This window comes from Streptomyces sp. NPDC052301, assembly GCF_044593395.1.
Lineage (GTDB): Bacteria > Actinomycetota > Actinomycetes > Streptomycetales > Streptomycetaceae > Streptomyces.
Genome location: NZ_JBIUBE010000010.1, coordinates 67736 through 82670, shown reverse-complemented (window position 1 = coordinate 82670; position 14935 = coordinate 67736). Strand labels below are relative to the sequence as shown.

At 72.7% G+C, this 14935-nt stretch carries 9 protein-coding genes and 2 pseudogenes; 6 read left to right on the top strand and 5 right to left on the bottom strand.

Annotation, left to right across the window (positions count from 1 at the left end; all coding sequences use genetic code 11):
* Positions 1–58 precede the first annotated feature (58 nt).
* Positions 59–310 (bottom strand): annotated as a pseudogene (locus ACIHEJ_RS27010) (phosphatase PAP2 family protein); the annotation flags it as partial.
* A gap of 669 nt (positions 311–979) precedes the next feature.
* Entirely contained in the window at positions 980–2314 is a 1335-nt protein-coding gene (gene gabT / locus ACIHEJ_RS27005; protein ID WP_400139225.1) for a 4-aminobutyrate--2-oxoglutarate transaminase, read from the bottom strand.
* A gap of 310 nt (positions 2315–2624) precedes the next feature.
* On the opposite strand from gabT, the gene ACIHEJ_RS27000 reads away from it, so the two are divergent.
* The 4 genes from ACIHEJ_RS27000 to ACIHEJ_RS26985 all read left to right on the top strand — a co-directional run bounded on the left by ACIHEJ_RS27000 (position 2625) and on the right by ACIHEJ_RS26985 (position 9787).
* The gene (locus ACIHEJ_RS27000) at positions 2625–4751 is read left to right on the top strand and encodes an ATP-binding protein (protein WP_400139224.1); all 2127 of its coding nucleotides are present in this window, start codon (positions 2625–2627) and stop codon (positions 4749–4751) included.
* Positions 4752–4929: 178 nt separating this feature from the next.
* The gene (locus ACIHEJ_RS26995) at positions 4930–6603 is read left to right on the top strand and encodes a PucR family transcriptional regulator (protein ID WP_400139223.1); all 1674 of its coding nucleotides are present in this window, start codon (positions 4930–4932) and stop codon (positions 6601–6603) included.
* Between the two features lie 146 nt (positions 6604–6749).
* Positions 6750–8192, top strand: coding sequence for an aldehyde dehydrogenase family protein (locus ACIHEJ_RS26990; protein WP_400139222.1), 1443 nt, complete (start codon positions 6750–6752; stop codon positions 8190–8192).
* Positions 8193–8413: 221 nt separating this feature from the next.
* A complete protein-coding gene (locus tag ACIHEJ_RS26985; protein WP_400139221.1) occupies positions 8414–9787 on the top strand; it encodes a S8 family serine peptidase in 1374 nt (457 codons plus the stop codon).
* 100 nt (positions 9788–9887) lie between these two features.
* Here ACIHEJ_RS26985 and ACIHEJ_RS26980 read toward each other — a convergent pair.
* Positions 9888–10795: pseudogene (locus ACIHEJ_RS26980) on the bottom strand (fibronectin type III-like domain-contianing protein); the annotation flags it as partial.
* Between ACIHEJ_RS26980 and ACIHEJ_RS26975 the strand changes: the two are divergent.
* Positions 10774–10929: a hypothetical protein gene (locus tag ACIHEJ_RS26975; RefSeq protein WP_400139220.1), complete on the top strand. Its 156-nt coding sequence runs from the start codon at positions 10774–10776 to the stop codon at positions 10927–10929. The pseudogene ACIHEJ_RS26980 and the gene ACIHEJ_RS26975 overlap by 22 nt on opposite strands.
* A gap of 189 nt (positions 10930–11118) precedes the next feature.
* Here ACIHEJ_RS26975 and ACIHEJ_RS26970 read toward each other — a convergent pair whose 3' ends face one another.
* Entirely contained in the window at positions 11119–12132 is a 1014-nt protein-coding gene (locus ACIHEJ_RS26970) for a LacI family DNA-binding transcriptional regulator (protein ID WP_400139219.1), read from the bottom strand.
* A gap of 185 nt (positions 12133–12317) precedes the next feature.
* Between ACIHEJ_RS26970 and ACIHEJ_RS26965 the strand changes: the two genes are divergently transcribed.
* On the top strand, positions 12318–14255 hold the full coding sequence (locus ACIHEJ_RS26965; protein WP_400139218.1) for an acyl-CoA dehydrogenase family protein: 1938 nt from the start codon (positions 12318–12320) through the stop codon (positions 14253–14255).
* 29 nt (positions 14256–14284) lie between these two features.
* Here ACIHEJ_RS26965 and ACIHEJ_RS26960 read toward each other — a convergent pair whose 3' ends face one another.
* Complete coding sequence (locus ACIHEJ_RS26960; RefSeq protein ID WP_400139217.1) at positions 14285–14752, bottom strand: hypothetical protein; 468 nt, start codon at positions 14750–14752, stop codon at positions 14285–14287.
* Positions 14753–14935 lie beyond the last annotated feature (183 nt).

Sequence of the window (14935 nt, the reverse complement as noted above, 5' to 3'; positions counted from 1 at the left end):
GCGCGAGGACGGTCAGCAGTACCGTGCACAGGCACCAGCTGGCCACCACGTCCAGCGGCCAGTGATAGCCGTGCCGGACCAGCCCGAAGCCGACGCCGGCATTGAGGACAGCGCAGCCGATGACCAGCTCCCGCCGGGCGTAGGCCGTCCGGAGCCAGGGGAGCAGCAGCAGGGTGGCGGCGCCGTAGGCGACGGCGGCCGTCGCCGTGTGGCCGGACGGGAAGTAGCCGACGGCCGGTGGCACCACGGGGGTCCCCGGCCGGGCGGTCCAGTCCTTCAGCGGGACGACGATCGCCGGGAGCAGCGCCATCAGCAGGGCCGCGGCGAGCGGCGGCAGCCACCACCGGTCCACACCGGCGGTGCGGCCCCGCCAGGCCGCGTGGAGCACGGCCGCGGCGAGCACGGGGACGGCGACCTGGATGTCGCCGAGGTCGGAGAGCAGCCCGGAGAACCGGTCCGGACGGACGAGGGCCGCGCTGACGCGGGCGTCCAGACGCAGCAGCGGACCGTGGGACACCACCTGCGAGGTGATCAGCGCGAAGAGGACGGCCGGGACCCCGAGGAGGGGCAGCGCGCGGCGGGCTGGGGTCGACACGGCACTCAGCTTGGCAGGTCCGGTGTCGGAATCGGAGAAGGAGGTCGGCCGCCCCGGAACAGGGGGGGGCGTTCCGAGGCGGCCGTCCGGATCGGAACGTCGCGCGCCCCGGGGGGTTTGGGGCGGCGACCGTCCGATCGGTGAGGAGATCCCGGAGCCGTCAGGCGCCGGTTGTGTGCGCGAGGGCACGACCAGGTCGAAGCTGGGGAGGCCCCGTCCTGAGATCGCCCACAGTCCCCTGTGGGCGGGGTGTATCTCTCATCTGGGTAGAACCTACGGCAGGCCGAGTCGGTTGGGCAGACGGAATCGCGTCCCGTCATCCACCTCGCACACGTTCTTCACACGGCCTGCCGCAGGCGCCCTTCAGAGGTGCAGACCTGCTGCTCAGATGCGCGCGAACGCCTGCTCGATGATGTCGAGGCCCTCGTTCAGCAGGTCCTCGCCGATGACCAGCGGGGGCAGGAAGCGCAGCACGTTTCCGTAGGTGCCGCAGGTCAGGACGAGCAGACCCTCGGCGTGGCAGGCCTTGGCCAGCGCGGCGGTGGCCTCGGGGTTCGGCTCCTTGGTGGCGCGGTCCTTGACCAGCTCGATGGCGATCATCGCGCCGCGGCCACGGACGTCACCGATGATGTCGAACTTCTCGGCCATGGCGCCCAGGCGGGACTTCATGACCGCCTCGATGTTCTTCGCCTTGGCGTTGAGGTCCAGCTCCTTCATCGTCTCGATGGCGCCGAGCGCACCGGCGCAGGCCACCGGGTTGCCGCCGTAGGTGCCGCCCAGGCCGCCGGCGTGCGCGGCGTCCATGATCTCGGCGCGGCCGGTGACGGCGGCCAGCGGCAGACCGCCGGCGATGCCCTTGGCGGTGGTGATCAGGTCCGGGACGATGCCCTCGTCCTCGCACGCGAACCACTGGCCGGTGCGGCAGAAGCCGGACTGGATCTCGTCGGCGACGAAGACGATGCCGTTGTCCTTGGCGAACTGGCTGATCGCCGGCAGGAAGCCCTTGGCCGGCTCGATGAAGCCGCCCTCACCCAGGACCGGCTCGATGATGATCGCGGCCACGTTGTCCGGGCCGACCTGCTTGGTGATCTGGTCGATGGCCTGCTTGGCGGCCTCGGGGCCCGCGTTCTCCGGGCCGGTCGGCCAGCGGTAGCCGTAGGCGACCGGGACGCGGTAGACCTCGGGGGCGAACGGACCGAAGCCGTGCTTGTACGGCATGTTCTTGGCCGTCAGCGCCATGGTCAGGTTGGTCCGGCCGTGGTAGCCGTGGTCGAACACGACGACCGCCTGGCGCTTGGTGTACGCACGGGCGATCTTCACGGCGTTCTCGACGGCCTCGGCGCCCGAGTTGAACAGCGCGGACTTCTTGGCGTGGTCGCCCGGGGTGAGCTCCGCGAGGGCCTCGGCGACCGCCACGTAGCCCTCGTACGGGGTGACCATGAAACAGGTGTGGGTGAAGTCGGCCAGCTGGGCGGAGGCACGGCGCACGACGGCCTCGGCGGAGGCGCCCACGGAGGTCACGGCGATACCGGAACCGAAGTCGATCAGGCGGTTGCCGTCGACGTCCTCGATGATGCCGCCGCCCGCGCGCGTGGTGAAGACCGGCAGCACGGAGCCCACGCCCTGGGCGACCACGGCGGTACGACGGGCCTGCAGCTCCTGCGACTTCGGGCCGGGGATGGCGGTGACGACGCGGCGCTCCTGCGGAAGTGCGGTCATGGGGGCTCCCTGATGATCTTGCGTACCGGGCGGTCCCGGGCGGTCCGGGTAGGTCCCGGGCGGTTCCGGTGAGGCGTTTTTCGGACGCTTACCTATCTTTCTTCGCAGGCTAGGGCCGGGCGCGGAGGGTGGGCATGCTCCATGTGGGCGTTGTCGGCGCCCCGCATTGTCCTTGGTGGACATAGCCGTCCGGGTCGGGTGCGCACGGTCGGGCCGGGTTCTCGGCCGCGTAAGCGGTGAACTCGCCCTGCAGGGGCGTTAGATTGGCTCGCTGACGGTGGACGGAACGGCTGGTCAGGGGGCAAGACCGATGGACAGCGACGGGACGCGGGACGTGCGCGGTACGCATGCGAATCCGGTGCCACGCCCAGCGGCTCCGGTCGAGGGCTCCGCCGTGCCGCCCATGCCCCCGGTGCCCCCCGGCGCACCGCCGAAACCGGACGGCTCCGCCTTCCTGACCTGGCTGCGCACCCCCCGCCCCGAGGCGGCCCCCGGTGTGTGGCGCCTCGGGCACCGGCCGCGGCCCGCCCAGGAACCCGCCCAGACCCCCGCCCGGCAGCTGATCAGCGGCGCGCTGATCGCGTTCCTCGTCGGCTGGCTGGTGTGGTCGCTGCTGTGGAACGGCTATCTCGGCAGCTGGTGGGTGCTCCCCCTCGACCTGCTCGTCCCGGACTCCTGGCGCAACAGCGACAGCAGCGTCTCCCAGGCCTTCCTCTGGTACGGCTACTACAGCCTCATCGGCCTCGCGATCCTGCTCGTCGTCGGCCGCCTCGGCCGCTGGGGCGAGGTCTGGCGCCGCTACGGCCCGCCCGCCTGGCGTCCCGCCCTGCCGGTCGCCGAGCGTCCGCCCGCGCCCGAGCAGGACCCCGCCGAATGGCCGCAGCTGCGCCACGCCGGCGCCCACGACGCCGCCGAGCGGCTGGCCGCCGAGGCCAGGGCCGGGCTGATGCGGGACGTCGACCACGCCCGGATCCAGCGGGCCTGGCAGGGCGTACGGTCCGGCCGGCACAGCCTCGCCACCTTCACCGGCGCCGTGCTGAAGGACGGCTCCGCCGCCTGTCTGCACCCCTCCGGCGAACGCGACCTGCCCGCCCGGCACGCCCGGCACGACCTGCTCACCGGCCAGGTCCGGCTCGGCACCGCCGCCGACGACCCCCGCAACCCGTACCACTACCGCGGCGCCGGCCTCGGCCTCGGGCCCGACCTGCTCGGCACCTCGCTGCTCGCCGTCGGCCCGGCCGGCTCGGGCAAGACCGGCTCGGTGGTACGGCCGCTCGCCGAGTCCCTGTGCCTGCACGCCCTCGCCGGCCGCGCGTCCGTGGTGGTGGTCGGCGCGGCGGGCGCCGGCCTCGGCCCGGCCGAGGCCTACGACGTCGTCGTACGCATCGGCCACCCGGAGTCCGTCCACGACCTCGACCTGTACGGCGGCACCACCGATCCCGACGAGGCCGCCGCCATACTGGCCGAGGCCCTCGTCGGCGACCTCGCCGACCCGCACCCGGGCAGCGACAGCCGCCGCTCCACCACCGTCCTCGCCCAGCTGCTCGGCCCCTACAAGGCCGTCCACGGCCGCTTCCCCTCCGTCCCCGAGCTCCGCCAGCTCCTCGACGGCACGCCCGGCCCGCTGGCCGCGCTGCGCAAGGCGCTGGCGGACACCGGGCACGAATCACTCCTGCGCGAACTCGACGCCCGCGAGCGGCAGATGGCCCACCCCGGGGACGTCGGCAGCGTGCTCGCCGACCGGATCGCGCTGCTCGACCGGCCCGCCTTCGCGTCCTTCTTCGACACCTCCGGGCAGACCCGGCCGTTCTCCCTCAAGGCCCTCGACCACCCGGTCCGGGTCCGCATCGACCTGCCCCAGCGCGGCCACGCCGACGCCTCCCGGATCCTCGCCCGGCTGGTGCTCGCCCAGTTCACGGCGAGCGTGGCGGTACGGGAGGACCGCTCGCTGTTCGCCTGCCTGCTGCTGGACGACGCCACCGGAGTCGTCACCCCGGAGTCGGTCCGCGCCGTCCAGCGACTGCGCTCGGCCCACGCCGGGGTGGTGCTCACCCTGCGCACCCTGGACGACGCCCCCCGGCCGCTGCGCGGTCCGCTGCTCGGCGCCACCGGCTGCCGGATGGCGCTGTCGGGGCTCACCCCCTGGGACGGGCAGGACTTCGCCGAGGTGTGGGGCAAGGAGTGGACGGAGACCCGGGACGTCACCGACCGGCAGATCATCGCCGAGACCCCGGCCGGCAAGGCCGTGCACATGCTGCGCCGGGTCATCACGGGCCAGGCGCCGACGGCACGGGCCGTCACCGTCCGCCAGGTGGAGCGGGAGCGCTGGTCGGCGTCCGAGCTGGCGCACGGGGTGCCGCCGGGCCACGCGGTGCTGTCGCTGACGACCGTGCAGGGGGAGCACGCTCCGCCGCTGCTGGTGGATCTGCGGGGCTGAGAAGCGGGCGGCGGAGCATGCGGAGGGAGCGGGCGGAGGTCCAGCGGCTGACCGTACGGTGAGGCAGAATCGGCGTAGGCCGTTCATACGCGGCGGCCAAGAGATCACCGCGATCCCCGGATCCCTCGGACCCGGGAACCTGGCACCCCGCTCCGTGTCCCCTCACCGTGAAGGCCTCATGCCCCCGACGCTTGCCTCGCTCGTCCACCACTCCGCGCTGAAGCTGACCGTGCGCGCGGGCGAGGACCGCCTCGACGTGCCCGTGCGCTGGGCCCACGTCAGCGAACTGGCGGACCCCGTGCCCTACATGGAGGGCGGCGAGCTGCTGCTCGTCACCGCCCTCAAGCTGGACGCCGAGGACCCCGAGGCGATGCGCCGCTATGTACGGCGGCTGGTCGGGGCGGGCGTCGTGGGGCTCGGCTTCGCCGTCGGGGTCAACTACGAGGAGACGCCGGGACCCCTCGTCGACGCCTGCGCCGAGGAGGGGCTCCCGCTGCTGGAGGTGCCCCGGCGCACCCCCTTCCTCGCGATCAGCAAGGCCGTGTCCGCGGCGATCGCCGCCGACCAGTACCGGGCGGTCACGGCGGGCTTCGCCGCCCAGCGCGAACTGACCAAACAGGCCCTGAACTCCGGCCCCGAGGGGGTGCTCACCGTGCTCGCCGGGCAGGTCGACGGCTGGGCCGCGCTGTACGACGCCTCCGGCGCCGTCGTCGCCGCCGCGCCGGAGTGGGCCGGCCGGCGGGCCGGGCGGCTCACCGCGGAGGTCGAGCGGCTGCGGGAGCGGCCCGCCCCCGCGTCCTCGGTGGTCGGCGGACCGGAGCACGAGGACCGGGTGGAGCTGCACTCGCTGGGCACGGGCCGGCGCCCGCGCGCGGCCCTCGCCGTCGGTACGGCCGCCGCCCTCGGCACCGCCGAGCGGTACGCCGTCCACTCCGCCATCGCCCTGCTCACCCTGACCACGGAACGCTCCCGCTCGCTGCACGCGGCCGAGCAGCGCGTGGGTACGGCGGTGCTGCGCATGCTGCTCGCCGGGGAGCCGGACCACGCCCGGGCCGTCGCCGGGGATCTGTACGGCGGGCTGCTCGACGCGCCGTTCCGGATGATCGTCGCCGAGTCGGCGTCCGGCACGGCCGCACGGGCGCACGCGGAGGCCCGGGGGCGCGTGCCCGCGCCCGCCGTGGCCGGCGCCAGGCCGAGCGCCGCCGCAGCGCTCGCCGCCGACGCGGGCGGTGATCTGCTGGGCGGGCTCGCGGAGGGCGTGGAGTCCGCCGCGGCGCGTTCCGGCGAGGCCGTGCTGGTCGTGCCCGAGGGGGAGCGGCTGGTGGTGCTGGCCGCGGACGGCGGAGCGGCGGTGGCCGCGTGCACGGAGTACGCGGCGGCGCTGGAGGCGGCGCGGGCGGTGCCCGAGCCGGCGGGTGCCGACGAGGAGGAGCTGGTCGTCGGCCTGTCCGCGCCGACCGGCCCGATCGCCGCGGCGGCCGCCTACAAACAGGCCGAGCAGGCGCTGTCCGTGGCACGGCGGCGGGGGCGGGTGCTGGTGGAGCACGAGCAGCTGGCCGCGGGCTCGGTGCTGCCGCTGCTGGCCGACGACGCGGTGAAGGCCTTCGCCGACGGGCTGCTGCGGGCGCTGCACGAGCACGACGCGACGGGGCGGGGGGACCTGGTGGCCTCGCTGCGGGCGTGGCTGTCCCGGCACGGGCAGTGGGACGCGGCCGCGGCGGACCTCGGGGTGCACCGGCACACCCTGCGGTACCGGATGCGCAGGGTCGAGGAGATCCTGGGACGGTCGCTGGACGATCCCGACGTCCGCATGGAGCTGTGGCTGGCCCTGAAGGCGACCTCGCCGGAGTGACCACCGGCGCCGGTCATCCCGCCATTCCGTAGTGCCCCTCGCCCCGACTGCTACGACTCGGACAAACGACCTCGGGCCGCCCCGCCCCTACCGTGGAGCACGAAAGCCAAGCACACCCCTCAACGCGGAAAGGCCGGGACGCGCACATGACTTCCACCGCCTTCTGGCTCGCCGGCCGCCAGGTCACCGGCGAGGACACCTTCGACGTCACCTCCCCGTGGGACGGCCGGCTCGTCGGCACGGTCGGCGTGCCGAACGACGCCCAGGTCGAGGAGGCCGTGGCCGCCGCGTACGCCGTCCGGGACGAGTTCGCCGCCACCCCGGCGCACGTGCGCGCCGCCGCCCTCGACCACGTCAGCAAGCGGCTGGCCGAGCGCACCGAGGAGATCGCCCAGCTGATCTCCGCCGAGAACGGCAAGCCCATCAAGTGGGCCCGCGGTGAGGTCGGCCGTGCCGTCTCCGTGTTCCGGTTCGCCGCCGAGGAGGCCCGCCGGTTCAACGGCGGCGAGGCCCAGCGCCTCGACACCGACGCCGGCGGCCAGGGCCGCCTGGCGCTGACCCGTCACTTCCCCAAGGGTGTCGTGCTCGGCATCGCGCCGTTCAACTTCCCGCTGAACCTGTGCGCCCACAAGGTCGCCCCGGCCATCGCCGTCGGTGCCCCGATCATCCTGAAGCCGGCCCCGGCCACCCCGCTCTCCGGCCTGATCCTCGGTGAGCTGCTCGCCGAGACCGACCTGCCGGCCGGTTCCTGGTCGATCCTCCCGGTGCCGAACGACCGGATGCCCGCCCTCGTCCAGGACGAGCGCCTGCCGGTCATCTCCTTCACCGGCTCCGACAAGGTCGGCTACGCGATCATGGACTCGGCGCCGCGCAAGCACTGCACCCTGGAGCTGGGCGGCAACGGCGCGGCCGTCGTCCTCGGCGACTGGGCGAGCGACGCCGACCTGGACTGGGCCGCGACCCGCATCGCGACCTTCTCCAACTACCAGGGCGGCCAGTCCTGCATCTCCGTGCAGCGCGTGATCGCCGACGCCTCCGTCTACGACCGGCTGCTGCCGCGCGTCGTCGCCGCCGTCGAGGCCCAGGTCACCGGTGACCCGAGCGACGACGCGACGGACGTCGGCCCGCTGGTGAGCGAGGACGCCGCCAAGCGCGTGGAGTCCTGGGTGGACGAGGCGATCGCCGCGGGCGCCTCCCTGCTCGCCGGTGGCAAGCGCGACGGCGCCTCCTACGCGCCGACCGTCCTCACCGACGTACCGGCCGGCGTGACGCTGGCCTGCGAGGAGGTCTTCGGACCGGTCCTCACCGTGCAGAAGGTGGACGGCGAGGCCGAGGCGTTCGCCGCGGTCAACGACTCCAAGTACGGCCTTCAGACGGGTGTGTTCACCCACGACCTGCAGGTCGCCTTCCGCGCCCACCGTGCCCTGGAGGTCGGTGGCGTGGTGATCGGCGACGTCCCGTCCTACCGCGCCGACCAGATGCCGTACGGCGGCGCCAAGCAGTCCGGTGTGGGCCGTGAAGGCGTGCGGTTCGCGATGGAGGACTACACCTACGAGCGCGTGCTGGTTCTCACCGGTCTCGCGCTCTGACCTGCCACGGACAGGTCAGAACGGAACGGCCGGAGCCTACTGTGCGGGGGCTCCGGCCGTTTCCCTCTTTCCCCGCCGCTTCCCCGGCCTTCGGCCGGGATTTACTCTTGCCGGGTAAAGGATTCGGCATCGACCGGTCAATAGTCTTGTTCTGTGCATGACTCACTCGATGGGATGCGTCTCGACCATCACGTCCGACTCCGGACCACTCAGGGGATTTCATGCACATAGCCCGTACCGGGCGCGGCGTCGCGGCCTCCGCGGTCGCTACCGCCGCACTCGTGGCCGCCGCGCTGGCGACCACCTCCTCGGCCGGCGCCACCAGCGCCGCGCCCGTCGGCGTACCGCACACCTTCGCGGCACCGGCCGTCGCGGGGCACACCCTGGTCCACGGTGTGGCCAGCCCGCTGCCCATCGCGCAGTGCCAGAGCAAGTGGCACATCAACTGCTACACCCCGCTGCAGTACCGCACCGCGTACCACCTGAACCCGCTGTACAAGAAGGGCATCACGGGCAAGGGGCGCACGATCGTCATCGTCGACTCCTTCGGTTCCCCGACCGTCCAGCACGACCTCGACGTCTACAGCAAGCAGTTCGGCCTGCCCAGCACCAAGGTGAAGGTCGTCAAGTGGGGCCACCTCCCCAAGTGGGACCCCAAGGACGCCGACATGACCGGCTGGGCCGGCGAGACCACGCTGGACGTCGAGATGGCGCACGCCGTGGCGCCGGGCGCGAAGATCGTGCTCGTGGAGACGGCGGTCGCGGAGACCGAGGGCACCACCGGTCTGCCGGAGATGATGAGCGCCGAGAAGCACCTCATCGACCAGGGCGTCGGTGACGTCATCAGCCAGAGCTTCGGCGCCACGGAGAACACCTTCCCGGGCTTCGGCAAGGGCGACTTCTCCAGCCTCAAGAACCTGCGCTACGCCTTCCAGGACGCGAACCGCAAGCACGTCACGGTCCTCGCCTCCTCCGGCGACGGCGGCGCCACCGACATGCAGCTGGACGGCAAGACCTACTACAAGAAGCGGGTCAACTCCTGGCCCTCCTCCGACCCGTTGGTCACCTCCATCGGCGGCACGCAGCTCCACCTGGACGACAAGGGTGAGCGGGTCAAGCCGGACAGCGTGTACAACGACTACGGCGCGAGCGGCGGCGGCCAGTCCCACGTGTTCACGCGGCCGTCCTTCCAGGACGGCGTGAAGAAGGTCGTCGGCACCCGCCGCGGCACCCCGGACATCTCGATGGCCGCCGCGGTCAACGGCGGTGCCTGGGTGTACTCCAGCTACGACCCGACCGCCACCGGCTGGGACGTCAGCGGCGGCACCAGCGAGGCGAGCCCGCTCTTCTCGGGCATCGTCGCCCTCGCCGACCAGGCCGCCGGCCACCGCCTGGGCAACATCAACCAGGCGCTCTACACCCTCGCCCAGCACAAGGCCCCGGGCGTCGTCGACGTCAACGACGGCACCGACAACACCTACCAGGGCGTCAAGGGCTACAAGGCCGTCAAGGGCTACGACATGGCCACGGGCGTGGGCACGCTCGACGCCCTCCGTTTCGTACCCGCCCTGGCGAAGGCAGCCCGTCACAGCTGACGCCGGATCGGTTCTGAGAACGTCGGGCGGCTGACCCAGGGGCCCGGCACCGCTGTCCCGCGGTGCCGGGCCCCTTCCTTCGCCGGCCCCTTCCGGACCCTCAACCGGAGAACCCGACGTGCGCGAGCCGCAGGGCTCCGCGCAGCCCGAGGCGGACGTCGTGCACGCCCTCGGCGGCGAAGCGGGCCGTGAGGGTGGTGGAGGCGTAGGCGTCCGCCGTGGGCGTGCCGAGGGTGCGGGGCGCCAGGACCGGGCCGTCGTCCAGGGAGAGGTCCAGGGTGCCCTCGCCCGCGAGCTGTGCGGTCAGTCCGGTCACCCCTGTGCCGAAGTCGCACCCGCGGTGGATCAGTTCGCCCGTGCCGCTCCCCGCCGGTGTCACCGCGTCGCCCGCCGCCTTCGTCCGGTCCACGATCGCGATGCCCGTCTGCTCGTCGAAGTCCGCGCCCGCCAGGCCGCGTCGGACCACCGGGCGCGGAGCCGGCGGCTCCCCGTCGTGGACGAGGGTCGTCCGCAGGCGGATGTCGTCGCTCGACGCGCCGACCAGCACGTCGTACGCGCCCTGTTCGAGGCGTCGGCCGCCCCGGGCCACGTCCCAGAACTCCAGCGCCGCGAGCGGGACTTCGAGGAGACCTCGGTCCGCTCGCCGGGGATGAGAGTGACACGGCGGTGGGCCAGGAGTTCGCGGCGCGGGCGGGGCGCCGAGGGGGCCACGGCGCGTGCGTAGAGCTGGGCCACCTCGTCCGCGGGACGGTCACCGGAGTTGGTGATCGTGCAGGACACCCGCAGCGTGCCGCCCTCGGCCGCGCCGTCAGGCCGGCACAGGCGAAGGACGCGTGGGAGGCCGTGGCCGAAGGGGAAGAGGGGCGCGCCCTCGAACTACAGGTACGTCTGACGGCTGCCGATCACGTCGTAGTCCAGCAGGCTCGGCAGGTCCGCGTCCGACGCGTACCAGGTCGGCGTGCGCCGTCGGACCGTACCGGGTGCCGATGAACCACCCGCGCTGCTCCATCAGCTGGTGGTTCTCCGACACCGGGGACACCGACGGCCACACGGACACCACCAGCTTGATGCCCGGCCCCTCCAGCTCGCGGACCACCCGGACCGCGCCCGGACCCCACGGCTCGATCCGCAGCGTCTCCTGACGGCCGCTCCACTCCGGCGCGCCGTCCCGTTCCCGGAAGGTGCCCACGGTGGGGGAGGAGTGGGCGAGGCTGACCTCGGGCTGTGCGACGGCATGCTGGTTCAGGGCGTGCTCCTGAAGCGAGGAGTGCAGACAGGGGAAGCAGGCAGAGGTGTGCCCCGCCGGATCGGGGACCGCAGTGCGGAGCGGGTCAGGACGCGGCCGGCGCCGGTCCCGACCTCGCCCGTACCGTCAGCTCGGGCGCCGGCAGCACGACCTCGTCGCTGCCCCGCGCGTCCAGCTTGGCCATCAGGTGCTCCACGGCATGCCGGCCCATCTTCTGCGCGGGCACGGCGACCGAGGTCGGCCGCACCGAGGCCTGGACGGCGACCTGGTCCGGGCAGATCGCCACCACCGACACGTCCTCGGGCGCGGCCCGGCCCTGCTGGCGCAGCGGCGCGAGCAGCGGCTCCACCGCCGACTCGTTCCGCACCACGAACCCGGTGGCCCCGGGCCGCTCGTCGAAGACCCGGGCCAGGGTGAGGGCCCTCGCGTCGTACCCGCCCTCGCACGGCCGGTGCAGCACCCGGACACCCGACGCGCGGGCCCGGGAGCGGAGTCCGTCCCGGGTGCGCTCGGCGAACCCGGTGTGCCGCTCGTGGACGGCCGGGGCCTCGCCGATGACAGCGATGTCACGGTGCCCGAGCCCCGCGAGATGCTCCACACACAGTGCGCCCGTCGCGCTCCAGTCCACGTCCACGCAGGTCAGTCCGGTGGTGTCGGCGTGCAGACCGATGAGGACGGAGGGCTGGTCAGTATCCCGCAGCAGCGGCAGCCGCTCGTCCTCCAGCTCGACGTCCATCAGGATCATGGCGTCGGCCAGACCGCTGCCGGTCACCCGCCGCACCGCGTCGGGCCCCTCCTCGCCGGTGAGCAGCAGGACGTCGTAGCCGTGCGTCCGGGCCGTGGGGGTCACCGCGATGGCGATCTCCATCATCACCGGCACGTACATGTCGGTGCGCAGCGGGGTCATCAGCGCGATGATGTTCGACCGTTTGCCGGCCAGGGCGCGGGCGCCGGCGTTCGGGTGGTAGCCCACCTCCCGGATGCTCTGCTCGACCCGCTGCCGGGTGGTGGTGGAGACGGACCGCTTGCCGCTGAGGACCTGGCTCACCGTGCTCGCCGAGACTCCGGCGGGCTGGGCGGCCTCGGCGAGGGTGACCATCCAGCTCTCGAAGCTTTCTGAAGCGCTTCGACAGCTTCTTTCCGTGGCGCGCCGGACACACCGCATCGGCCGATCGGACGCGCCAGGGGTGGTGGGGTCGGCCCGTTTCGGGTACCAACGATCCAGTAGCACTGGTCGGTAGTGAACCATCCCAGTCGTCCCTCTCAGCGGTGAGGTGAGCCCCCATGTCCGCCACCACCACCCCACGTACCACCGTCAGCGAGCGTGAAGCCCGCCAGGTGGCGGAGGCCGCCCGGGAACAGGACTGGCGCAAGCCCAGCTTCGCCAAGGAACTGTTCCTCGGCCGCTTCCGGCTCGACCTCATCCACCCCCATCCGCTCCCGGACCCCGAATCCGTCCGGCGCGGCGAGGAGTTTCTCGCCAAGCTGCGCGCCTTCTGCGAGTCCACGATCGACGGCGCCCGCATCGAGCGCGAGGCCCGCATCCCCGACGAGGTCGTGGCCGGGCTGAAGGAGCTCGGCGCCCTCGGCATGAAGATCGACCCCAAGTACGGCGGCCTCGGCCTCACCCAGCTGTACTACAACAAGGCCCTCGCCCTGGCCGGCTCCGCCAGCCCCGCCGTCGGCGCGCTGCTCTCCGCCCATCAGTCGATCGGCGTACCGCAGCCGCTGAAGATGTTCGGCACCCAGGAGCAGAAGGACGCCTTCCTGCCCCGCTGCGCCCGCACCGACATCTCCGCCTTCCTGCTCACCGAGCCGGACGTCGGCTCCGACCCGGCCCGCCTCGCCACCACGGCGGTGCCCGACGGCGACGACTACGTCCTCGACGGAGTGAAGCTGTGGACCACCAACGGGGTGGTCGCCGACCTGCTCGTCGTCATGGCACGCGTGCCGAAGTCCGAGGGCCACAAGGGCGGCATCACCGCCTTCGTGGTGGAGGCCACGGCGGAGGGCATCACGGTCGAGAACCGCAACGCCTTCATGGGCCTGCGCGGCATCGAGAACGGCGTCACCCGCTTCCACCAGGTCCGGGTGCCGGCCGCCCACCGCATCGGCCCCGAGGGCGCCGGCCTGAAGATCGCCCTCACCACCCTCAACACGGGCCGGCTCTCCCTGCCCGCGATGTGCGCCGGCGCCGGCAAGTGGTGTCTGAAGATCGCCCGCGAGTGGTCGGCGGAGCGCGAGCAGTGGGGCAAGCCGGTCGCGCTGCACGAGGCCGTCGGCGCCAAGATCAGCTTCATCGCGGCCACCACCTTCGCCCTCGAAGCCGTCCTCGACCTGTCCTCGCAGATGGCCGACGAGGACCGCAACGACATCCGCATCGAGGCCGCCCTCGCCAAGCTCTACGGCTCCGAGATGGCCTGGAAGATGGCCGACGAACTGGTCCAGATCCGCGGCGGCCGCGGCTACGAGACGGCGGAGTCCCTGAAGGCGCGCGGCGAACGGGCCGTCCCCGCCGAACAGATGCTGCGCGACCTGCGCATCAACCGCATCTTCGAGGGCTCGACGGAGATCATGCACCTGTTGATCGCCCGCGAGGCCGTCGACGCCCACCTCTCCGTCGCCGGGGACCTCATCGACCCCGACAAGTCCCTGACGGACAAGGCGAAGGCCGGCGCGAACGCGGGCGTCTTCTACGCCAAGTGGCTTCCCAAGCTGGTCGCCGGCCCCGGTCAGCTTCCCACGTCGTACAGCGACTTCAAACACGGCGTCGATCTCTCCGGGCACATGCGCTACGTCGAACGCACCGCCCGCAAACTCGCCCGCTCCACCTTCTACGCCATGTCCCGCTGGCAGGGCCGGATGGAGACCAAGCAGGGCTTCCTCGGCCGGATCGTGGACATCGGCGCCGAACTGTTCGCGATGAGCGCCGCCTGCGTCCGCGCCGAGCGGCTGCGCCGGCAGGGCGAGCACGGCCGCGAGGCCTACCAGCTCGCCGACGCCTTCTGCCGCCAGTCCCGCATCCGGGTCGAGGAGCTCTTCGGCCGCCTGTGGACCAACACCGACGAACTGGACCGCAACGTGGTCAGGGGCGTCCTCGGCGGGGCCTACACCTGGCTGGAGGACGGGATCGTCGACCCGTCCGAGGACGGCCCGTGGATCGCCGACGCGACCCCCGGACCGGCCACCCGTGACAACGCGCGCCGCCCCTTCGGCGCCTAGTCCCCTCGACGGGACCAGGACACCTGGGGTCAGGCTCCCCAGGTGCCCTGGTCCACGGAGCAGGTCCAGCCCGAGCCGTGCAGGGTGAACTTCACCCGGTAGGTGCGGAAGTTGAGCAGGTGCGTGCGCACCTTGATCCCGAGGCTCGCCTTCTTCTTCAGCGTCGAGGTGTACACGGAGACGGTCTTCGACGTCTTGTGGGTGACCTTGCCGCCCGTGGGCGTGGCCGCGCCGAAGCGGATGTTCTTCACGTCCGTGACGGTGAACGTGACCTTCGAGAAGCTCTTGGCCGTGCTCTTGTTCCTGATGCCGAAGTACAGGCCGCCGTTCGTCACCCAGCCGTGCGAGTCGACGGAGAACCGGCTCGGGTAGACCAGGTCGACCGGGCAGCCGCTGCTCGCCGGCGCGGCGGTCGCGGCCGACGCCGCTCCCGCCAGACCGAGTTGGGCGGCGGTGACGAGTCCGACCGTGGTGAGGGCGGTCGCGGCCGTGCGCATGCGGTTCATCGTGATGGGTCCTCCCCGTTCTGGCCCGCTCGACGGGCCGCACCGGGCAGGATGCCATCTCCGCCGTGCGCGGGTGCGTGATTTCGCAACGGCCTCCCCTGAATTCAGTACGGCGGTTTCGTCACTGGATGGGAGGGTTCCTCCGATGTGAAATTGCCCCGAGGACTCACGTTC